Origin of the sequence: Ectothiorhodospira marina (genome assembly GCF_900109495.1) — a bacterium.
GTDB lineage: Bacteria > Pseudomonadota > Gammaproteobacteria > Ectothiorhodospirales > Ectothiorhodospiraceae > Ectothiorhodospira > Ectothiorhodospira marina.
The window spans coordinates 78,337-99,266 of the sequence record NZ_FOAA01000003.1 but is presented as its reverse complement, the minus strand read 5'-3'; the positions used below and the strand labels follow the sequence as shown (position 1 = coordinate 99,266).

Genomic DNA, 20,930 nt, shown 5'->3' with positions numbered 1-20,930 from the left:
AGACTGGTCTGCCAAGCTAGTCTAGTGCAAAGTGCCCATGTCCCTGAAGGAAACGATTGGCGCATATCAGGCCAAGACCAACCTGCCAGCGTATCTTCGTCGGGTTCAGGCGGGCGGGCGGGTAACCATCACGCAGCGCGGTAAGCCCGTGGCTCAACTGGTGCCTTATGTGGAGCCCGAGGCCAGTTCAGCTCAGGTGGCGGCAACACGCATGCGGGCCTTCATGCGCGATCGCGTGCCCATCACTGGCGTCGATATCAAGACCTTGATCGAGGAAGGCAGGGACTGATGCTGTTCGTCCTGGATAATTCCGTGACCATGCGATGGCTGTTTGCGGATGGCAGTGATGAAGATCTTGCCTACGCTGAATTTGTATTGTTGTCCTGGTCCAGGGCGCGGTGACTGCTTGAGGCGAGGGTATCTGAGGGGCATCTGGTGTGCCCAGCTGGTCCAGTAAAGTGGACTGACTTTCTCGATTATCTTATTGTTTTTGAAGATTCATCATGAAGTGTGATGAGGGTTCGTCACGGATTCAGGTAGAAGCCTGAATGACTGGGGGCTTAAAATGTTGGATTTCCTTATGCGACTGCAACGGCGCCTTCGTCGTGATTTTTATCGGTGGCGTTTCTCACGTGATGAGGCTTTCATTGTAGAAACTGAACCTGTTTTTGCCAACGTCGAAGCGGGAGTGGTTGTCGTATCGCAAGTTCATCATGCGGCAGTTAAGGCGGCGTTGATTGCCATCAAGTCCTTCATTTACCAGTTTGGTCAAGTCAAGGTAGAAATTTTAGATGATGGGAGCCTGACGGCGGATGACTACTCGACCCTCAAGCACCATCTTCAAGGGGTTCAGATCACGCCAATAGCCGATGTGGAATTGGGTCGCTGTCCTTCCGGTGGCACGTGGGAGCGCCTGGCTTATATTATTAAGCGGTCCCAGAATGCCTACGTGATCCAGATTGATTCTGATCTTCTTTTTATTGGTCCTTTACCGGAGATCAATAATGCCGTCCGGGCCAACCAAAGCTTTATGATAGGAGGGCCGATGTGGACGGATGGTGCGGACCTCGCGTACATGGCGAAGCTGGCCAAGCGCTGGGGGAACTCGCACATTCAACCCATATGCGAAGCACACCTAGATCAAATTCCCCTTGATTGCGTTGATAGATACCTCAGGGGCTGCTCGGGCTTTGCAGGTTTTGCCCAAGGCGCTTTTCGATTCGGCGACCTGCAGGCGCTGAGCGAGTTCTATGCGCAATTGCTCGGCGACGCGGTTTGGCAACAATGGGGGTCAGAGCAATTTGCGTCAAACGTGATGATTTCGAGTGATTGCGGCGGGATGCTTTTACCTTGGCCCAAATATCAAAATTATCGATTTCCGGTATACGAGGGTGGATTTTCAGGTCGGGTTTCGGCTGTGCATTTTATAGGATCGGATCGATTTCACACAGATGACTACCGGCGATTCGCCAACCGTGTGATGCGGAATCTGTAGGTGTCCTCTGCTTCATGCCGCTTAAAGCATAGGGGGTGTTATTCATGAATCGCTTGTATCGACTCATTGCCAAAGTGCCAAATTATGTTCGCGCCTTTGGGTTTTGGCGTGGTTTGCAGTTGCTGTTTTCAAGCGAGTCACGGTTGTTACGAAAGCATGACTCTTTGTTGGAATGCCGTTTGCCGGGTTATCCTAATAGTGTGTTTCTTAGGAATACAGTAAGTGATCATGCAATCTTTTGGCAGTGCTTGGTGACCCAGCAATATAGGCTTGAAAAGTTTTCCCAAAGTGCGCGTGTCTTCGAGTCATATCGGTCGAAGTTAGCCAATAACCAGCGCCCTGTCATACTGGACTGTGGGGGTAATATTGGGCTTTCATCGCTATATCTTGCTAACATGTTCCCCGAGGCCACAATAGTGGTGGTGGAGCCAGATAAGGAAAACTTCAGCCTTCTAGAGAAAAATCTGGCTGGTTTGGGGGGGGCGGTATTGCCCGTGTGGGGTGCTGTCTGGAGTGAGGGTGGCTATGTGAATATTAAGAACCCTCAGGCTGGATCCAGTGCCTTTCAAGTGGGAAAAGGTGAAGTGCAAGTCGAGAATACTGTCCCGGCGTATACTGTCGAAGACCTCTGCAGGCGGGCCGGAGTGGATTCACCATTTATCATCAAAATCGATATCGAAGGTGCTCAAGGCGAGCTTTTTTCCCGGAATTGTGAATGGGTCGAAGACTGTCACCTTATAATGATTGAGCTGGATGACTGGGTATTGCCCTGGCAAGGAACTAGTCGTTCGTTTTTTTCATGCGTGAGCCAATATCCCTTCGATTATATCCTTTCCGGCGAGACCTTGTTTTGTTTTCATGATAAGAATATACAGGGAGCCGCCTAACTGCATTGAGACTGGATGGGAATTTAGAATGCTCGCAGGGTATCGCACATCCGTGCCGTTCTTGAAACCCACCGAATCCGACAGCCCCGTGGGTCTCGTCGGAGTAACGCTAAAAGCGACTTGTGCGTTTCGGGGAATGACCCGGGCGGATGGGATCCGTTACACTTGCCGCAAATAACCAAGAAAAGCCCCCATGACCCGCCCAGGATTCGAAGAACAATGGCGACGCCGCTTTGTGGAACGCGGCCAACGGTTTCAGGATGATGCCGAGATTGCCGGATGGACGGCTTCGGGCCTGGACACTCGGCTGCGCAACTTCCAGCGCCTTTGGCCCGGGGATGTGCCCGGCTCGCTCTGGCTGGATGCCGGCTGTGGTGCCGGCAGTTACACCCGTTACCTTTCCGAACAAGGCGTCAGCGCCATTGGGCTGGATTACTCCCTTCCATCCCTGCAAAAGGCCTGCGTGCGAAACTCGCTGAATAACACCCCCTGGGCCGTAGGGGACGTCACGCAACTTCCCATCGAGTCCAGCGCATTGGACGGGATCATCTGTTTCGGTGTGATGCAGGCGCTATCACGTCCCGAACGGGCAGTGTCCGAAATGGTGCGGGTGGTCAAGCCAGGAGGCCAGATCTGGGTTGACGTGCTGAATCGCAATTGCCTGCATACCCTTGCCAAACGTGCGCAAGCCCGCCTGCGGCGGCGTTCGCTCAATCTTCGCTACGATCGCGTTTCGCAATTCGGAGCATGGCTGGAGGCGGCGGGTGCTATGGACGTGCAGGTGCACTGGGTGCCCATCGTGCCCACCCAATGGCACCGGCTGCAGTGGGGCGTGGAAACCCGGTCCGCGCGAAAACTGTTTCACGCCTTACCCTGGCTTGGTTCCCTCGCGAGTCACGCCGTGCTGTTGTCGGCGAGAAAGCCCAGTGAGTAGCGCAAATGCAAGCCCTGGCCCCCGTCCCTTGGTGGCCCATCTCATCTATCGCCTGGATGTGGGGGGGTTGGAGAACATCCTGCTGGAGCTCATCCAGGGTTTGCCCAGCGACCGGTATCGCCACGTGGTGGTGTGCCTCGATGATTTTAACCCCGACTTCCTCCATCGGCTTCCGCCTGATACCGCCATCCACGCCCTGCACAAACCCCCCGGGCTTGGGCTCACGACCGGGTATCGATTCTGGCGTCTCATGCGGCGGCTGCGTCCCGATATCCTGCACTCGTGCAATATGGCCGCACTGGAATATCAGCCGCTTGCCTGGCTGGCGGGCGTGCCGGTGCGTATCCATGCCGAGCATGGGCGCGATATGGGTGACCTGGATGGCAGTAACGTCAAGCTTCAGCGCCTCAGGCGCCTGCTCAGCCCCTTTGTGCATCGGCACCTCGCCGTGTCCAGTGATCTCCTGGAGTACTTGCACCGAATAGGCATACCCGGTGGCCGTGCGGCGCTCTTGTACAACGGGGTGAGTACGCAACGCTTCAAACCGCGCTCACCGGCCGATGCGCCCCTGATGCCGCCGGGATTTGACACCTCCCAAGGCACCCTCGTGATAGGCACGGTGGGTCGCATGCAGCCCGTCAAGGATCAAGTATCCCTGGTGCGAGCCTTTGCCCAACTGCGATCGCTGCGGCCCGAAATGTTTGAACGTTTGCGGCTCGTGCTGGTGGGGGATGGGCCGGAGCGTGATGCCATCGCCCGCGAGGTGGAGCACCTCGATGTGTCGGATCAGGTCTGGCTGACGGGGGCACGGGATGACACCCCAATCCTACTGGCTGGCATGGATATCTTCGTGCTTCCCTCACTGGCAGAGGGCACGCCGGTCACGGTGCTGGAGGCCATGGCCAGTGGACTGCCCGTGGTGGCCAGCCGAGTGGGGGGGCTACCCGAACTTGTGGTCGAGGGCGAGACAGGCAGCCTCGTTCCGCCGTCAAGCCCGGCAGCATTGGCGAAAGTCCTGGTTCATTACCTGGATGATCCAGCGCGGATCAGGCGAGAAGGGCAAGCCGCCCGAAAGCGAGTGGAGACGGCCTTCAGCCTGTCGGCAATGATCCATCGGTATGATGAACTGTATGCCGGATTGTTGTGCAGGGTCCGCTGACGGCCGCTGACGGCCGGTGATTGCCGCGTGACCATTAGAGCCATGAGGTAGGATGCATTGGACGAAAGATTGACGCGTTTTGTGTTATTGCCGCTGCATGAGCGCCTCAGGGGGCGGGGCACCATGTCTGCCTATGCCGGCTATCATCGACTGGAGCAGCTTGATGCGTCGACGCGCCAGGAAATGCGCTGGCAGCGTCTTCAAGCCTTGCTAACTCATTGTCAACGGCACGTGCCTTACTACAAAGAGACATTGTCGGCTGCCGGTCTGAGAGACATGGAAACACTGACGCCTGAAGGCTTTCGCAGGCTCGCCGTGCTCACCCGCCACGACATTCGCAACCATCGCGAAGACCTGGTGGCCCCCATGTGGAGGGGGAGGCTGATTCCATCCAATACGGGGGGCTCCACCGGTGAGCCCCTTACGTTCTATAGCGACAAGGTCAAAGAATCACGCCATAACGCCCAGAAATACTTTGCACGGAGCTGGTTTGGCGTGCTGCCTGGGCAGCGCCAACTGGATTTCTGGGGGTCTCCTATCGAGCTGGGCAAGCAGACACGTCTTGTTGCATTCAAGAATCGATGGTTACTGAACCTGGCACTGCTCTCTGCATTTGATCTCACAGACGCCCGCCTGCAAGGGTATGCGGCCTACTTGGCCAGCTTCAAGCCAAGATTGATCTACGGATATCCCACTGTCATTTATCGCATGGCCTTGTGGTTGTTGGACCATCCCCAGGCTTTAGGCAATTATCGGCCCGCCCTCGTGTCCTGCACCTCGGAGATGCTGCTTGACCATCAAAGGCAGGCCATGCAGACGGCCTTCGGCTGCCCTGTGGTCAATGAATATGGTTCTCGAGATGGGGGGCTCGTGGCCCACGAGTGCCCTTTCGGCCATCTGCATGTCATGGGGGAGCACGTCCATGTGGAGGTGGACGAACCGGACGCCGAGGGTGTCGGTGAGCTGCTGGTGACCAACCTGGATGGCTATGGGATGCCCCTGGTGAGATATCGAATCGGTGATCGGGGCAGTTTGAACGAGGATGCCTGTCCCTGCGGTCGCCCTGGCCCATTGCTTGGCAGGCTGGAGGGGCGCTCGAATGATTTCCTGGTGGGGCGTGACGGGAAGACCATACACAGCCTTGCCCCGGTTTATGTCTTGCGTGAATGGCCGAAACTTCGACAGTTCCGCATCTATCAGCGCCCCGACCACAGCCTGGATGTGCAGTTGGTGTGCTCGCAAAGCCTATCCGATGCCGAATTGGCGACCCTTCGGGAAAAGCTGCAGGCCATCCTGGATGAGCCCGTGGCAGTGCGATTTGAGTTCCCTGAAGCTATCCTCCCTGAGCGCTCGGGCAAGTATCGCTGGGTGCTCAGTGAGGCCTGCAGCGGACGTTTCGAGCCTTGAAGATCCTGGCGGTGTTTACCGGCTACCCCTCTCCGCCGACTGACGGGCAGAATCTGCGCCTGACCCATTACGTGCCTGCCCTGGCCACGCGCCATCGAGTGGACTTGGTGCACGCAGGGGCCAAGCCGGAACCCTACGAGGGTTTGCAGGGGTGTTTTGGAGAGATCCTGCACGTGGCAGATTGGCTGCCACCACGGGGCAGGGGGGCATGGCATCGGATCATGGATGCCATGAATCCGCAAAAACTGGTGCCATCAAGCCAGACCATGCTGCAGGCCATCAGGCGACTACACCAGGAAAACTCGTATGATGTGTTGTGGGTGGGCGGATTCAGGCTCATGCCTTCGGTGCCGGATGATTTGAACATCCCCGTGCTCGTCGATGAGTGCGATCACGATGGCTTGACGCTGCGTCGGCTTTTGTTGCGCGAGCGTCGCCCCTATCGATGGTTAAGGCTGTATAAGCGCTATCGACTCACGCTGGCCTTCGAGCGCAGGCTGGCACCACGGGCGCGCGCGGTTCTATTTGTGGCACCGGCGGATCGTGAATCCTTTGTTCGAAACTGCCCCCAGGTGCCCACGCACGTCATCCCCAATGGGGTGGATGCAACTTTTTTCGCGCCGCCTTTCAAGAAGGCGCAGAACTCGGGTGAGATCGTGTTCGAGGGCAATCTGAGTTTTCCGCCCAATGTGGATGCGGCCTGCCACCTGGCACGGGACATTCTCCCCTGTATCCGGCGTGTCATGCCCCATGTCCATCTGACCTTGGTGGGGCAGGATCCATCCGAGGAAATCAAGGCATTGGCTCACGATAAGGCCATCGAGGTGACAGGGTTTGTCAGCGATATCCGACCGTACCTGGCCCGTGCCCAACTCTTTGCCTGCCCCATGCGCCTGGGCTCTGGTATCAAGAACAAGATCCTGCAGGCCTGGTCCATGGGGGTGCCGATCGTTGCCACGCCCCTGGCCGTGGACGGGTTGGAGGCAAGGGATGGCGCGAATGTACGGATAGCCGTCAAACCCCAGGCATTTGCAGATCAGGTCCTGGCCCTGCTAAGCGATAAGGGGCAAAGAAGGCGCATGGCAAGCGAGGGCCGAAAAACGGTGCTTGCTCACTACACGTGGGAGGCCCAGGCAAAAAAGCTGGAGTCTCTGCTGACTGAGTTCAACACAACCCAGGGTCACTCCACTTAAAACTCCACTCTTCATGCAACCAGCGACACAACGAACTTGATCATGGGGCAAGTGCCATTGAAAATTGTCTATCATCATCGCACTCGAGGCGAAGATGCCCAAGGGATCCACGTACATGAACTCTGCCAAGCGTTTGAAGAGCTCGGGCATCAGGTGTTGAAGGTGGCGCCGCTGGCAAGGCGTTCATCCACAAGGTCCAGCGGTTCCCTGCAAGGCAACTCCTTGTTTGGTCTTGGGGTGCCGCATGCCCTGTACGAGCTGATGGCCATGGCGTATAACCTTGTCGCCTTCATCGTCTTGAGCGGCGCGATTCTGCGCTTTCGACCGCATTTTATTTACGAGCGTTACAGCCTCTTCTGCGTCAGTGGTTTATTGATGGCGCGCCTGCTGCGCAAGCCTTTTATCCTCGAAGTGAATGCGCCTTTGAGCATGGAGTTGGACCAACACGGTGGTCTGGTATTTCGTAGGCTGGCCCAGGGAGTGGAGAACTGGCTGATTCAAAACGCCGATAAAACCATCGTGGTCACCAGTGCAATGGCGCAGATCTTTGTGGATCGAGGCATCCCAAGAGAAAAGTTGCTGGTCATGCCCAATGGCGTCAATCGTGACATGTTTCATGCTGGGGTTGATGGCACACTCGTGCGGGATCGATACGGATTCCAGGCCTCTACCGTGATCGGTTTTGTGGGCTGGATTCGGCCGTGGCATGGGGTTGACGGCCTGCTGGCCGCCGCCCCCAGGCTCTGCGCCAGATTTCCCGAGGCTCGTTTCCTGATCGTGGGGGAGGGGCCGGCCTTGCTCGAGCTCAAGGAGCAGGTGGCTCGGCAGGGCCTGGAGGACAAGATCATCTTTACCGGGTCTGTGCCCCGGGAGGGCATTCCAGCCCATATCGCCGCCATGGATATTGCGGTACAGCCAGATGTCACCAGCTACGCATCCCCGATCAAGCTGTTTGAGTATCTGGCCATCGGGCGTGCCGTGGTGGCGCCGGAGAAACCCAATATTACGGAGGTCGTGGATAGCCGCGTCGCCGCACTCTTTCCAGAGCGGGACTGGCCAGCCATGGAGGAGGCGTTGGCCGCCCTGCTGGTAGATCAAGACCGCCGCAGGGAAATGGGCCGATGCGCCGCCGAGCGGGTGATTCAGCAGGGCTACCACTGGCAAGCGAATGCCGCCCGCGTAGTGGATCTGGTGGAGCGTGCCCATTGAGATCACAAGTCGCGCAAGGGGGGCCGCAAACGACCCCGAGTGAGCCTGCGCCAAGGGGCGCTGTCGTGGTGTTATCTCACGTCTATCCCAATGGCGCCCAGCCGACATTTGGTGTATTCGTCCGGGAGCGCATGCGCAGGGTGGGTGAGACGCTGCCCGTCGTGGTGGTGGCCCCCGTCCCCTGGACACCCGGGCAATCGTTGCTGCGAAGGCTCCGGCCGGGATACAGGCCATCGGTTCCCTACAAGGAGATACAAGAAGACCTGGTGGTCTACCATCCGCATTTCTTGTGCATTCCCGGGATGTTCAAGGCGCTGGACGGCCTATTCGAGGCCCTGGGAAGCCTGCGAACCCTGCGTCAAATTCAGCGTGACAGGGGTATCGGGGTCATCGATTCCCATTTCATCTACCCTGATGGCGTGGCTGCCTGGCTGCTCGGGAGAGGGTTGGGGGTGCCTTATACCATCACCTTGCGTGGCACGATTAATCGCATCGCCAAAACCCGGGTGCGTCTTTGGCTCTCCCGCAGGGCCATGGCGGGAGCGGCGCACATCTTCACGGTATCGGCCTCACTGCGCGACACCGCCATGGCACTGGGTGAATCCCCGGAGCGGGTTACCGTGATGTCCAATGGGATCAATCTGGATCTGTTCCGCCCGGAACCTCGGGCTGAGGCCCGTTCCCGATGGGGGGTTCCGGAGGACGCCCGTGTATTGGTGTCTGTGGGAAGCCTCAATGAGCGCAAGGGGCATCACCGTGTGATCGCCACCATGCCCCATCTGGCCCGTGAATACCCCAATCTCTACCTGCTTATCGCCGGTGGCGGGGGGCCGGATGGCAATAACGAGCACGCACTGCAGGAACAGGTGCGCGAACTCGGGCTTGGGGATCGTGTGCGTTTATTGGGGTCGGTGCCCGCCGATGAGCTGCGCTGGGTGTATTCCGCGGGAGATGTCTTCGTCCTTGCCACGCGTTTTGAGGGGTGGGCCAATGTCTTTCTGGAGGCCCAGGCCTGTGGTCTGCCCGTGGTCACCACCAACGTGGGGGGCAATGCCGAAGTCATCAACCACGAATCACTGGGGAGTATCGTGCCCTTCGGGGATTCGGCGGCATTGTCGGCATCCTTGCACAAGGCCCTGGCTCGGCAGTGGGATAAAGAGCCCATACTCACCCATGCTCAAGAACAGGTCTGGGAGAAGAAGATCCCCCCTTTGGTGGCTGCCCTGCAAAAGATACTTGAGTCTTCCTGCTCTAGTTCTTCTGCAGCCAGTCACGCACGCGGGCGGTCAAGGTCCCCACGGTAGCAAAGGCCTCTGCGTCCACGCAGTCATCGTTGATCTGGATACCAAAACGCCCTTCCAGTCCCTGTATCAGCCAGGCAACGGCCAGTGAGTCCAGTTCCGGTAGCGCACCGAGTAGGGGCGTGTCCGCATCGAACCTGGCCGTGCGACCTTTCAGTTCGAGGGTGTCGTCAAGCACCTCAAGGACTGCCCTTTGAAGGTTCGAATCGTCAGGAGTGAGTCTTGCGTTCATGCCTCGATGTTAACGTATTTGACACCATGAGTGAGCGGGCGTGACGTCCGAGCCGCCCGTCGATTCATCCGGTTACCGCCGGCACATGGTGATCGGCACGCTTTGGACCGTGGGCATGCGCTGGGCCATGCGCGGCATCGGGCTGATCAGCACCCTCATCCTGGCACGGTTACTGGCGCCGGAGGACTTCGGCATGGTGGCCATGGTCATGGTCCTCCTGGCGTTTATCGGGGTGTTCCTGGATTTCGGGGTGGAAATGGTGCTGATCAGGATGAGTCAGCCAAGCCGCGCCCATTATGACGCAGCATTCACCCTCCAATTGATACAAGCCGTGGTGACGGCCTTGCTGCTGGTCTTGGTGGCGCCCCTTGCCGCGTGGTACTACGACGAACCGGCGGTGCAGACCCTCATGTGGGTATTGACCCTCTACGTCCTGCTCAGCGGCCTCGAGAATGTGGGCATTATCGATTTTCGGCGCCATCTGCAGTTTGAACGGGACTTTCGTTTCATGGTGATGGTCAAGCTGATTGCCTTTGTTTGCACCATATCTGCCGCCTTTGCCCTGAGGTCCTACTGGGCCCTGGTCCTGGGCATGACAATCAGTCGTCTGGCGGCCACGGTATTGAGCTATTACGTGCACCCTTTTCGCCCCAGGCTGAATCTTTCCCATATCCCTGAGCTCTGGCGTTTTTCCAAATGGCTCATTGCCGGCAACGTGGGCCGTTTTTTCGAATACAAGGGCGATATCCTGATCGCGGGGGGGGTGTCGGACGCCCGCGGCACGGGCATGTACTCCCTGGGGCACGAACTGGCCACCCTGCCGGCTCATGAGTTGTCAGAGCCCATTGGTCGCGCCTTGTACCCGGTGATGTCCAGGATCAATAACGATATTGCGCGCGTCAGGGGGGCTTACCTGCAGACGGTGGGTGCTACCGCAACACTTATCCTTCCCCTTTGCATCGGGATGGCCTTGGTGGCCGAGGATGCTGTGCCGGTGTTGTTGGGTCCGGGATGGAGCGAGGTGATTCCACTCCTCCAGATTCTGGCTTTGTATGCTGCCTTACGGACCTTGCTGACCCACGTCTCGGACACGCTCAACGTGCTCGGCCTGCCGCGCACGGCGGCCCTGTTCTGGTTGGGGCAAGGTGGTCTGACCATGCTGGCCTGCGTGATCGGCGGGATCATCTGGGGTTTGCCGGGTATCGCCTGGGGTAACGTCGTGGCAACGGCCTGCATGGTCGTGCCTTTGCTGATCCTCCTGAGGGTGACGCTGCAGCTTGGGGTGGCACGTTTCATTCAGGCCATCTGGCGCCCCTGGTTTGCGGCCGGGGTGATGGCGTTAGGGTTGTGGTTGTTCCCGGGGATTGATACCCAGTGGGTCTTGCTGAGCCTGACACAGGATGTCGTGCTGGGGGCCGGCATCTATGTCCTTGCGCTGTTCCTGGGATGGTTGGCAAGCGGACGACCCAATGGCATCGAAACGCTGGGGCTTCAATACCTTGGGAGAAGTTTTCGCATTGTAAAGTGAGTCGTCATTGCCCGGATTCGTGGTGCGTGTAACAATGCACACCACGCCTATCCATGAGCCCAAGTCCACAATGTTTCCAGAGAGTGGGTTTTGAATGAGCGATTCTGATACCCCCCGATCCTCGGCGGGAGATGATCTGGACCCTCAAGACTGGGACACGTTGCGTGAACACTGGCGACGGTTCGTGGATCTTGGGGTAACCCATCTCGAAGGCATCCGTGGACAGCCTGTCTGGCGTCCCATCCCCGAACAGACCCTGCATCTCCTGGCCAGGGACCTGCCCAAGACCCCCGTCTCCCTGGAAACCCTGTACCAGGAGTTTTCCAAACTCTGCCTTCCCTATGGTAATGGCAACACCCACCCCTCGTTTTTTGGCTGGGTGCACGGAGGTGGCAATGTATATGGCGCCATCGGGGAGATGTGCGCGGCCTTCATGAACAGCAATGCCGGTGGGCGGGATCATGTGGCCATTCATATCGAACGCCAGGTGTTGCGTTGGTGCCGGGAACTGTTCGGGTATCCCGCGGATAGCTCCGGCCTGCTCACCTCCGGGACCTCCATGGCCACGCTTATCGCCCTGGCCGTGGCGCGAGAGCGCGCCTGCCAGCCCCATGTGGCTAAAACTCAGGGCCTCAAGGCCTTCCCCCATGCCCTGACGGGATACTGCTCCCAGGAGTGCCATCACTCCGTGGCCAAGGCGTTTCAGTTGTTGGGGCTGGGAGAAGACGCGCTGCGCGTGGTGTCCGTGGATGAGAGCCATGGGATCCACGTGCCATCACTTGCCGCCCGCATTGCAGAGGATCGCGAGCAGGGGCACGTGCCCTTTGTTGTGATCACCACCATCGGCACCGTCAACACCGGCGCGATCGACGATGTGCCGGCCGTGCTCGATCTCTGCCAGCAAGAAGGGCTCTGGGTGCATGTGGACGCCGCGTTCGCGGGTGCACTGGCCCTGGGGAAGAAGTATCGCCACTGCTTTGACCAGGTAGGGCAGGCCGACTCCATCGCCTTTGATTTTCACAAATGGTTTCAAGTGCCCTATTCCGTAGGGGGCCTGCTGGTGCGGGACGCGCAGGCCCATATGCATACCTTCGGCAGCCGGAAGGATTATCTTGCCACTGAGTCCATCGGTCTGGCCGGTGGGCAACCCTGGTTTTGTGATTTTGGGCCTGAACTTTCCCGATCCAGCCTGGCCATCAAGGTGTGGTTCACGCTCAGGGCATTAGGTGGCGAGCGGATCGGTGCAATGGCAGACCGTCATTGCGACTTCGCGGCGGGACTTGCCCGCCGTATCGAGGACAACCCCGATCTCGAACTCCTGGCGCCGGTACGAACCAATATCGTCTGTTTTCGCTATCTCCATCCCGATGAAGAACTGAGGGACGCATTCAACCGCGCCCTTGTGTCTCATCTGCAGTTCACGGGGCGCGCGGCCCCCTCCACCACCCGTATCAACGGCTCACTGGCCATCCGCATCGCCATTGTCAATCATCGCACCCGCATGGAAGACCTGGATCGGATGGTGGATGATGTGATCACCTTGGCAAGCCACCTGTCCCAGCCATCCTTGACGGATCTGCTCCGCCCCACCCATTGGCACCTGATGCATGGAGGGGATGCACGGTTACTGGTGGACCCGGCCACCGGCTTGAATCGCTATGGCTGTGCGCCGTTCCTTCGCGAACATGCCTACACCTTTGCCTCATCCACGGCCACTTCGGTGTCTGGCCATGCCTATGAGCATGCGGATATCGACAGACAAAAGCTCCTCCACGCGGCATGGGAGGCGGATGCGTTCCTGGATGTGGCCCGTGAACACGCGCAAGGCTTGTGTGGGGACATCGCCCGAATTCTGGGTATTCACGACCTGGCGCCTGAAATCCGGCTGTCTCCATCCGGAACGGACTCCCAGCTCCATGTGATGGCCGCCCTGGCCACAATCGTGGACCGCCCCCTCATCAGCCTGGTCTGCGCCGCCGATGAGACCGGCAGCGGCACGCCATTTTCCGTCACCGGGCGCCATTTTGATGCCACAACCGCCCTAGGCGCCAAGGTGCCCAAAGGGGAGCCACTCCGGGGGATGCCCTACATCGGTTTTCACGGCGAACCCCTGCACGATGCGACCGGGCGGCTTCGTGGTATCGACGAAGTGGACGGCGCCATCGAACAGAAAGTAGCCAAGCTGATTCAAGACGGCCAGCATGTTGTCTTGCATGCCATGGACTATTCCAAATTAGGGTGCTGGTCACCTTCCCGTCACGCGCTGGAACGGCTCCACGATCGTTTTGGGGCGCACATGACGGTCATCGTGGACGCCTGCCAACTTCGAATCGACCAGGAAGACCTCAGGCAACACCTGGCCAAAGGATTCATCGTGCTGGTCACCGGGTCAAAATTCTTTACCGGCCCCCCGTTCAGCGGCGCAGCCATCTTCCCACGCGCGTTCGACCAGCGCCTGCGTGAAGACGGCCGCGATCTCCCGGCGGGCGTGGCCGACTATCTGCCTGGAGCCGACCTGGGCAGCTGGCATGGAAAACTGGCCGAAGCCACGAATCGGCCCTTCAATTCAGGCGCATACCTGCGCTGGAGGGCGGCGCTTGCCGAGATGCAGCGCTACTATTCCGTGCCTGTGGAATACCGTTGCCAGGCACTGGATTCCCTATGTGCCGGCGTGATCGAGGCGGTGGGTCGGCACCCCTTCCTCGAACTGCTGTTCCTTGAGGGAGAGTCCTATTTTGAACGCACCCAGTGGCTGGGGCGGGAGCTGTCATCGCGGCGAACCATCATCCCCTTCCTGATCAGGGATGAAGCCGGATATCTGGCGGAATCGAGGGTCAAGTGTCTGTATGAGTTGCTCAACCGCGACCTCACCATGATGCTTTCGGATCAAATGCCCCACAAGATGGGCCCCGAGGCACATGCCATTGCTGCCCAGGCCTGCCACATCGGCCAACCCGTCAAGATAGCCGGGCGCAATACGGCCGCTCTCAGGATCAGTATGGGTGCACGGGCCGTGGCAGAACACTGGCAAGGGCATCCCCAGGGCTATCTGCAATCGGTTGCTGGTGAGTTGAAACAGGTTGAGATGATTCTGCGCAAGATCGGTCTGTGTCTTGAATATCGATTATGTTGAAGGATGGATAAGCAGATCATGCAAGTCCGCCGCAAGTCGACTTGAATCCCTAAAGGATCACAATATGCCTCACCCATACAAGAACATGACCTACTTCGCAGCGCTCACGCTTGCGCGAACGCTGGGTTGGTTGAAAAAAGAAGAAATCAGGGATGTCGCCCGGTTACTGTCGCACAAAAAAATAACAAGCACATCGATCATCTTTCGGTTTTTTGTCGGTCATTTGATCGCGAGTACCACGGCATCGAGAACAAGATCCGCATCAATGGAGAGGCTTGGCTCCTCGAAATCCTGGCACCGCTGCAGTTTCAAACGATCTTCGATGTGGGTGCCAATGTGGGCAACTGGTCACGCATCGCCTACACCCATCACGCTCACGCTCAGATCCATGCATTTGAAGTAGTGCCAGACACACGCGAAGTACTCGTTAGCAACCTGAAGGAGATGATGGATAGGGTGGTTATCAATGACGCAGGGCTTGGCCCAGAAGAAGGTAGCCTGCCCATTTGGTACGAACCTGATCAAAGCGTCCTTTCAAGCGCATTAAATTTCCAGTCAGCTAAAGCAAAGCAAAGAGATTGCCCGATTACTACAGGTGATGCCTATTGTAAACGGCACGGCATCGATCGCATCGACCTGCTCAAGATCGATGTGGAAGGAGCGGAAAAAATGGTCCTCGATGGGTTTGAGGGCATGCTAGAGGAAAAAGCCATCCGCCTGATTCAGTTCGAATACAACCAAGGCGCAATTTTAAGTAAATTTCTGCTACGTGATTTCTACGAGTTCTTTGAGCAGCAAGGGTATCGGGTTGCCCGTCTGTTTCCAGATCGAGTTCAATTCAAATCATATGGTTTTGATGATGAAGACTTCAAGGGGCCTAATTATCTCGCGATTTATACAGATGATACACAAGTCCTCGAAGCGCTTGGAATGGCACCGGTCCACCGCTAAGATATTCGGCCGACGGATCACTGCAAACCCGGTCGTGGGGCGTGACCTATCTGCCCAAGGCCAGTGTACATGATCATCGATATCTACAGCCGCATGATCGTCGATGGGGCACCGTGGTTCGCATTGTAAAATCGCAGAACGAAATTAGGAGTGGTATATCATTATGTCGTCTGGCCTAAAGAGCCTTATGATTCGCGCGTTGCCGGCCTATATATATGTAGTACTCCGCTATATCTATAGCTTTAGGCGAATGCCAAGCCTCATGTTTCCTGGACGACTTAGTGAGCTAATTCAGCATAAGAAGCTAAATGCCAAGGATATACTTGTTGCCTTTACATCCGATAAAGAGTACGCGCGCCAATATGTTAAAGCAGTTGTTGGCGAGCAGTATTTGATTCCATGCCATGGTATTTTCAGGTCTGCAGAGGAGATTCCGTTTGACCGATTCCCTGATGCCTTTGCATTGAAAGGTACCCACGGGTCCGGATATAACGTGATTGTAAGGGATAAGCACGGCCTTCCCGAAAATTTAGTACAGACATTGGCGGCTTGGGGCCAGGCAAATTATTACTGGGTTTCTCGTGACTGGGGTTACAAGTATTTGACCCCAAAATTTATCGTTGAAGAGTTATTAGTGCATGACGGTGCGCTTGCGGTTGACTATAAGATATTTGTTTTTTCTGGCAAGGCGCGATTAATTCAGCTAGATTTTGATCGCTACACAAAACATAGTCAGGCGTTTTTCAATGAGAACTGGAAGCGGCTTAATATAAGTTTTGGTGCTGGCCTACAGTATCCTCAGCAAGTGCCGCGGCCAGATCGTTTGGAAGATGCTATAACGGTAGCAGAGGCCCTTGGTGCAGCGTTTGATCTCGTGCGGATCGATCTCTATCTGCATCAGGGCAATATCTACTTCGGGGAGTTTACGCATTACCATTTGTCGGGATTCTGGAGTAAAGAATTCGACGAGGTAGACCGCGAATTATTCGAGGTGTTCTCTGAGGATAGGCCGATCGCCAAGCGTTTTTATATGGACTGAAGAGTGGCCGCTGGTCCCCCGCGTTCAGTCAGGCATCACGAGATGCTGGCGGCTGTTCTGAATGAGCATCTCACGAGCCGCCTGGTAGGCTTCGCGCGCCTCGGCCAAACGCGCTGCATCAGTTACCGGTGAGTGGAGGGTAGCCTTGCGCGAGATGTGTCCGGTGTGAATATTGGAGGACGAGTCGCCCCGTTTGGCGAGGCCTGTCAATGGCTTGACCTCGTACTCTTCACTCAGCGGTTGTTTAACGCCAATATGGTCCGCAAGCAAAGGAAGTGTCTCGGCAGTCCGAGACCGAAGGCATTCGGCATCCAGGTAAAGGTAACGCCCGCTGAGTGACTGGGAGATGTCGCATAAAGTCTCTAGCCTGTCAAGGTAATAACAAAAAGCGCCGAGTTCAGTGGCAAGTGGGTTCTGTGGGTCCACTCGGGCGTACAGTTCATTGATGCTGGGGATTGTTTCATGCGGTGGTCTCAGCGCTAGAATAAAGCTGAAGCCCTTGCGCGTGAGTATGGTATCACTGAGCCTGTGATCATTGTGCAAGACCTTGTCGAATAAGAACCGTGCGCCCCGCTTAGGGTTGTGGTTATCTCGCACAAAATACACCAGCTTCTGACGTAATAAACTGCGCCAGCTATAATATCCAATATGGAGTTCATAATAACCGTCGATCTCGGGATGACTGCCCAGGATGTGAGCAAACAAGCTGGTATACGCCCGCATATGGCTTAGTAGAAAAATACGTCCGTAAGGCCTGGCTGCGGCCCAGTAATGAATCGGTGTTCTGATGCTCATGCTGAGTGCCTTGGCCTCCGGAACCGATGGTCTGCCCACAGCAGAAGCGTTCGCGCTCTCCATTTCCAGCCACCATCCAGTGCCAGCGCTTTCTGTGCATACCGCAGGGCATCGTCTAAACGTCGCTCTCTCGCTAGCTGCTCGGCCAAGTTCTTGTAAACGTAACTCAAGCCCACCCGGCATGCATTACGTATCGCTGGCCGCCGAGACAACAGCTGATTCTTCTCGTACACGGCGATCTGGTAAAGTGCTTTCTGATAGTCCGAAACGAGTGTGGACATATTGTCACGGCGGCCCTTTTCGGGAATATGGTGTCGTGAAGTGAATAGCGGGCAATAGAGAAAGTTCTCTGCGGCATCAAGCGTACGCAGGAAGAAATCGCGATCACATTCATACCGGATATTTTCATCCATGCCGGATAATTGTAAGTAGAGCTCGCGTCGGATGATAGAACAATTCAAGTGGGCAAACCCTTTGCTGCTCAGGAGAAATTCCGGTGAGACTCGGTAGGCATCTCCATATGCCTGGCCTTGGGTTACCACCTGGCTGGCAAGATCCTCTATCCATACAGTGCGCGCAGTTTCCGACCCGTCAGCGAAATACGCCCGTTGATCCGAATAGTAGGCATCCACTTCTTGCTGAGACGCTTGAATGGCCGTATGTGCGCGCGCTAGATGCTGTGGATCGGTCCAGTAGTCATCGTCATCCAGGAATGCAACGTAATCGCCTTGGGCGATGTACGCCCCGGTATTCATTGAGTAGCTCTGCCCATGCCCGTTGGGCCGATGGGGTTGCCTGTGCGTGCAAGCATTGGGCGCCTCTGCCAAAACGACTGCGTATTCAGGGTCGTGCTGCGGATCTGAGCCGTCCATGACCACAATGATCTCGATCTCACGAAACGATTGCTCTAGTACGGAACGCAACGCCAGGGCAAAAAGCTTTGGGCGGTTACGAGTCGGGATGACCACTGAAAAGAAAGGTTTAGCTAAGTTATCCATAGGTGACAGCATACCGCCAATATGGTACGGGGTAAACGCTAAAATGAGCTCGCAGCGTGAAGGAGGGGCGGGAACTTCAGTTGCTTAACACTATCTCTTCTGGAGCAACTACGTAGTCACATTGGGTGAGATTAGAGTGGATGCCGATAGCATCTATCTTTGACAACGACGAAAACTTATCGCCATTCTTGGCGATCCTGTGAATTACATAGTTAATCCTTCTAAATATTTGCTCTATTTCTTTTTGCCGGTCAAGTCGGAAATTATTTGCCTCGTTATACACGGGTAAGATTTCCAGTACAATTATGGGTCTGTATAATTTAATTGGCTCCAATAAGCTTTTTATGACCTCTAGCTCTGCGCCTTCCACGTCTATTTTTATGATGCCTATGTCGTCGAAACTTATTAGATTCGAAATGCTCTTAAAGCTAAATGCTGGGATAAAGAGTTTCTCAGCGACCTCGCTATTTGGCCTAAAATTTTCGATTAGTGAAGCACTCGAATTGGTTGGTTCGCTAGTAAAAAGATTTAGCGACATTGTCATTTATATGAACGTTCCGATTGGATAGGGGGGGCGGAGTGGATATGCGCCGGCAAGATGGTGTCTTTTTAACGTTGCTGCGCCGCCGGATGCCAGCCACTTAAAACCACGCAAACGGGTTAGTCATCGCCGATGATATGTTTCGCAAGCCGGTCAATTGCCTCACGAGAGAACGCCGACTCCGCAGTATCTCGGGCCCCAATTGATAGGTTAACGTAAAGTTTGGGGTCGGAACGTAGCTCCAACATTCGGGATTCTGCCTCCTGGTTATCAGAGATAATATAACCGTTCTTGCCGGGTCTCACCCATTCAATAAACCCACCCAGGTCGCCACAGATCACCGGAAGCCCTGTGGCGAGTGCCTCGGTGACAACCCGACCATGGGGCTCGACCCACTGTGCGGTGTTCGTGCGGTAGAAAAACACATCGAGCGAACGCAGAAAGTCATCCGCTGCCATAGCACCTTCCGGAAGAATCTCAATATTGGGGTGTGGCGCCGTTCGGAGGCTGTCGCCGCCCATCACTCGCACCTTGAACCCTTGTTGAGCGAGACGTTGATATAATTGCGAATCGTCAGGGTGGTGCTTGTATGGAATATCGCGACTCAATCGTCCAATGGTAAACGGCCTGCTCCGAATCTGCGCTTCCAGTGAGAGTGGCCGAAATCTTTCAATATCAATGGGAGAGATCAGGACCGGACCGGGCCGGCCGACGGCGCTACGAATCCACTCCGCCGCATACGCAAAGTGTATCCGGCCCTGGAGCCCGTAGGATTCAAGTTCGCGTATGCGGTTGTGGATTTGTTCAATGTCGGGGAGGTTGCAGATATAAACGACGCGTCTTGGCCTGAAGTATTTTATCCAATTACCGATCCACCAAGGACCAGCTGCCGCCAAAACCACTGTGCCTCCAAAGGGAAACTGCAAGCGCCTTGGGCGAATTCTCCTGATCGGAAGTTGAGCTGTAAGCAGGGGTGATGGACTGCTTCCGGCGGGGCTCCAGATGTTGACGGTTGTTCGGGATTTGAGGACGTGATAAAGCTCCTTTACCCGGTTTTCCGCACCCCCGTGGGGGTTGACCATCGGGTTAATCAAGTGCACGGTACGTTTTCTATTGACTAAGATCGGCATGTTATCAAGTGGCTGCGTCACGGGGTATGTGATCAAGGGGTAATGCCTGAATCAGCGGGGCTTCTACAACTTGCGTGCGTCGAGTATGTTTTGGTGGCGTCCCTGGATTGTGAATAGATAAGCGCCGCGCGGCAGCAACATTATATTATGCTCATCTGAGGAGTGTTTGTGGTTTCTATTCGAGGCCGATCTCGCTTCGGCATTCACTGCTTAACTGCCGGATACCCTCAATCCCTTTTTTGCCTTTAATCCGAGCAAAGTAATCTGCCTCCCGCCGCTTGCGCTCAGTCACGAAATGGTCCGTTGACCAATGAGCGAATTCATCTCGCCGAAGATCCTTGTGCTCATATATTCGGAAGCAGTCGAAAGTCTTATGTTTCGCCAAGCAATTTTTGGTGAGCAGCTCAAAGTACCCATTTTTTGCAAAGAATACATCCGATCGATTTGGCGCAAGGTGGGTTTCGCAGTTGACGTCATCCTCAGGAGCGTACACGCCATCATCGCTTACGTAAATGGTCTGCAATTTAAAGGAACCCCATATCGGCCAATATGGCGATAGCGAGTCAAGGTAAAGGCGTAAATCGGTGGCGGAATCGGGGTGGAGTAGCATATCCGCGTCCCATTTAAATAAATACGCGTATGATGCGTGTTTTAGCGCCCAATTACTGAAATAAACAAAGCTGTGTATGGATTTATCATCAGTGGCTGCATTCTCCGGGCCGATCCGGGAAAGGTCAAATGGGTATGTGTGGAGCTTTATCTTGCCCTTTGAGTGAGTCTTTTCAATGTCTAAAACGACCTTCTGCGTCTGATCAGCACTATTATTGTCGACGACGATGATCTCGTCGAAGACAGGGTAAATCAGATCAAGGCAGCGACCGATGATGTGGGCTTCGTTCTTTGCCCGGATAATTGCCGATACCCCCCGCTTTCGTGAAATCATCGGCCTTCTAATCCTATATTCGTCGTGGCCTTCCTTATTGTCTATTATCAGTCCA

At 56.0% G+C, this 20,930-nt stretch carries 19 protein-coding genes; 13 read left to right on the top strand and 6 right to left on the bottom strand.

What is annotated here, in order from left to right:
- The first annotated feature begins 37 nt into the window (after positions 1-37).
- From BMY52_RS04405 to BMY52_RS04365, 9 genes are all read left to right on the top strand, one after another.
- On the top strand, positions 38-289 hold the full coding sequence (locus BMY52_RS04405; RefSeq protein ID WP_090251415.1) for a type II toxin-antitoxin system Phd/YefM family antitoxin: 252 nt from the start codon (positions 38-40) through the stop codon (positions 287-289).
- 291 nt (positions 290-580) lie between these two features.
- Entirely contained in the window at positions 581-1,495 is a 915-nt protein-coding gene (locus BMY52_RS04400; protein WP_143050423.1) for a hypothetical protein, read from the top strand.
- Between the two features lie 44 nt (positions 1,496-1,539).
- A complete protein-coding gene (locus BMY52_RS04395; protein ID WP_090251409.1) occupies positions 1,540-2,382 on the top strand; it encodes an FkbM family methyltransferase in 843 nt (280 codons plus the stop codon).
- A gap of 193 nt (positions 2,383-2,575) precedes the next feature.
- Positions 2,576-3,316, top strand: coding sequence for a class I SAM-dependent methyltransferase (locus BMY52_RS04390; RefSeq protein ID WP_090251406.1), 741 nt, complete (start codon positions 2,576-2,578; stop codon positions 3,314-3,316).
- A 31-nt stretch (positions 3,317-3,347) separates the two neighbouring features.
- Positions 3,348-4,475, top strand: a complete 1,128-nt coding sequence (locus tag BMY52_RS04385; RefSeq protein WP_090251602.1) for a TIGR03088 family PEP-CTERM/XrtA system glycosyltransferase — start codon at positions 3,348-3,350, stop codon at positions 4,473-4,475.
- A 57-nt stretch (positions 4,476-4,532) separates the two neighbouring features.
- Positions 4,533-5,882 carry a phenylacetate--CoA ligase family protein gene (locus BMY52_RS04380; RefSeq protein WP_090251404.1) on the top strand — a complete coding sequence of 450 codons (1,350 nt, stop codon included), beginning with the start codon at positions 4,533-4,535 and terminating at the stop codon, positions 5,880-5,882.
- A complete protein-coding gene (locus tag BMY52_RS04375; RefSeq protein WP_090251402.1) occupies positions 5,879-7,075 on the top strand; it encodes a glycosyltransferase family 4 protein in 1,197 nt (398 codons plus the stop codon). Before BMY52_RS04380 ends, BMY52_RS04375 begins: the two co-directional genes overlap by 4 nt.
- Positions 7,076-7,126: 51 nt before the next feature.
- Positions 7,127-8,284, top strand: coding sequence for a glycosyltransferase family 4 protein (locus BMY52_RS04370; RefSeq protein WP_425429218.1), 1,158 nt, complete (start codon positions 7,127-7,129; stop codon positions 8,282-8,284).
- Between the two features lie 65 nt (positions 8,285-8,349).
- Positions 8,350-9,588 carry a glycosyltransferase gene (locus BMY52_RS04365; protein ID WP_245740566.1) on the top strand — a complete coding sequence of 413 codons (1,239 nt, stop codon included), beginning with the start codon at positions 8,350-8,352 and terminating at the stop codon, positions 9,586-9,588.
- Here the strand turns inward: BMY52_RS04365 and BMY52_RS04360 are convergent.
- The gene (locus BMY52_RS04360; protein ID WP_090251397.1) at positions 9,536-9,817 is read right to left on the bottom strand and encodes an acyl carrier protein; all 282 of its coding nucleotides are present in this window, start codon (positions 9,815-9,817) and stop codon (positions 9,536-9,538) included. The genes BMY52_RS04365 and BMY52_RS04360 overlap by 53 nt on opposite strands.
- 40 nt (positions 9,818-9,857) lie before the next feature.
- On the opposite strand from BMY52_RS04360, the gene BMY52_RS04355 reads away from it, so the two are divergent.
- The 4 genes from BMY52_RS04355 to BMY52_RS04340 all read left to right on the top strand — a co-directional run bounded on the left by BMY52_RS04355 (position 9,858) and on the right by BMY52_RS04340 (position 16,468).
- Entirely contained in the window at positions 9,858-11,345 is a 1,488-nt protein-coding gene (locus BMY52_RS04355) for a lipopolysaccharide biosynthesis protein (RefSeq protein ID WP_090251396.1), read from the top strand.
- A 94-nt stretch (positions 11,346-11,439) separates the two neighbouring features.
- Positions 11,440-14,478: a pyridoxal phosphate-dependent decarboxylase family protein gene (locus BMY52_RS04350; protein ID WP_090251393.1), complete on the top strand. Its 3,039-nt coding sequence runs from the start codon at positions 11,440-11,442 to the stop codon at positions 14,476-14,478.
- Between the two features lie 126 nt (positions 14,479-14,604).
- Positions 14,605-15,429, top strand: a complete 825-nt coding sequence (locus BMY52_RS04345) for an FkbM family methyltransferase (protein ID WP_177169844.1) — start codon at positions 14,605-14,607, stop codon at positions 15,427-15,429.
- A 250-nt stretch (positions 15,430-15,679) separates the two neighbouring features.
- Positions 15,680-16,468, top strand: coding sequence for an ATP-grasp fold amidoligase family protein (locus BMY52_RS04340; RefSeq protein WP_177169843.1), 789 nt, complete (start codon positions 15,680-15,682; stop codon positions 16,466-16,468).
- 24 nt (positions 16,469-16,492) lie between these two features.
- Here the strand turns inward: BMY52_RS04340 and BMY52_RS04335 are convergent, their stop codons facing one another.
- The 5 genes from BMY52_RS04335 to BMY52_RS04315 form a co-directional block, all read right to left on the bottom strand.
- Positions 16,493-17,263 carry a sulfotransferase family protein gene (locus BMY52_RS04335; RefSeq protein ID WP_143050422.1) on the bottom strand — a complete coding sequence of 257 codons (771 nt, stop codon included), beginning with the start codon at positions 17,261-17,263 and terminating at the stop codon, positions 16,493-16,495.
- Complete coding sequence (locus BMY52_RS04330) at positions 17,260-18,261, bottom strand: glycosyltransferase family 2 protein (protein ID WP_177169842.1); 1,002 nt, start codon at positions 18,259-18,261, stop codon at positions 17,260-17,262. The genes BMY52_RS04335 and BMY52_RS04330 overlap by 4 nt, the downstream gene beginning before the upstream one ends.
- Positions 18,262-18,337: 76 nt before the next feature.
- The gene (locus BMY52_RS15990) at positions 18,338-18,799 is read right to left on the bottom strand and encodes an FkbM family methyltransferase (RefSeq protein ID WP_425429219.1); all 462 of its coding nucleotides are present in this window, start codon (positions 18,797-18,799) and stop codon (positions 18,338-18,340) included.
- A 122-nt stretch (positions 18,800-18,921) separates the two neighbouring features.
- The gene (locus BMY52_RS04320) at positions 18,922-19,932 is read right to left on the bottom strand and encodes a glycosyltransferase (RefSeq protein WP_090251378.1); all 1,011 of its coding nucleotides are present in this window, start codon (positions 19,930-19,932) and stop codon (positions 18,922-18,924) included.
- Positions 19,933-20,107: 175 nt separating this feature from the next.
- On the bottom strand, positions 20,108-20,875 hold the full coding sequence (locus tag BMY52_RS04315) for a glycosyltransferase (RefSeq protein WP_177169841.1): 768 nt from the start codon (positions 20,873-20,875) through the stop codon (positions 20,108-20,110).
- Positions 20,876-20,930 lie beyond the last annotated feature (55 nt).

Bases quoted from the DNA above. Each gene is read 5' to 3' on its own strand.
- BMY52_RS04360 (WP_090251397.1), bottom strand. From the start codon at position 9,817: ATGAACGCAAGACTCACTCCTGACGATTCGAACCTTCAAAGGGCAGTC.
- BMY52_RS04315 (WP_177169841.1), bottom strand. From the start codon at position 20,875: ATGATTTCACGAAAGCGGGGGGTATCGGCAATTATCCGGGCAAAGAAC.
- BMY52_RS04395 (WP_090251409.1), top strand. From the start codon at position 1,540: ATGAATCGCTTGTATCGACTCATTGCCAAAGTGCCAAATTATGTTCGC.
- BMY52_RS04405 (WP_090251415.1), top strand. From the start codon at position 38: ATGTCCCTGAAGGAAACGATTGGCGCATATCAGGCCAAGACCAACCTG.
- BMY52_RS04320 (WP_090251378.1), bottom strand. From the start codon at position 19,932: ATGCCGATCTTAGTCAATAGAAAACGTACCGTGCACTTGATTAACCCG.
- BMY52_RS04400 (WP_143050423.1), top strand. From the start codon at position 581: ATGCGACTGCAACGGCGCCTTCGTCGTGATTTTTATCGGTGGCGTTTC.
- BMY52_RS15990 (WP_425429219.1), bottom strand. From the start codon at position 18,799: ATGTCGCTAAATCTTTTTACTAGCGAACCAACCAATTCGAGTGCTTCA.
- BMY52_RS04340 (WP_177169843.1), top strand. From the start codon at position 15,680: ATGCCAAGCCTCATGTTTCCTGGACGACTTAGTGAGCTAATTCAGCAT.
- BMY52_RS04350 (WP_090251393.1), top strand. From the start codon at position 11,440: ATGAGCGATTCTGATACCCCCCGATCCTCGGCGGGAGATGATCTGGAC.
- BMY52_RS04330 (WP_177169842.1), bottom strand. From the start codon at position 18,261: ATGGATAACTTAGCTAAACCTTTCTTTTCAGTGGTCATCCCGACTCGT.
- BMY52_RS04390 (WP_090251406.1), top strand. From the start codon at position 2,576: ATGACCCGCCCAGGATTCGAAGAACAATGGCGACGCCGCTTTGTGGAA.
- BMY52_RS04335 (WP_143050422.1), bottom strand. From the start codon at position 17,263: ATGAGCATCAGAACACCGATTCATTACTGGGCCGCAGCCAGGCCTTAC.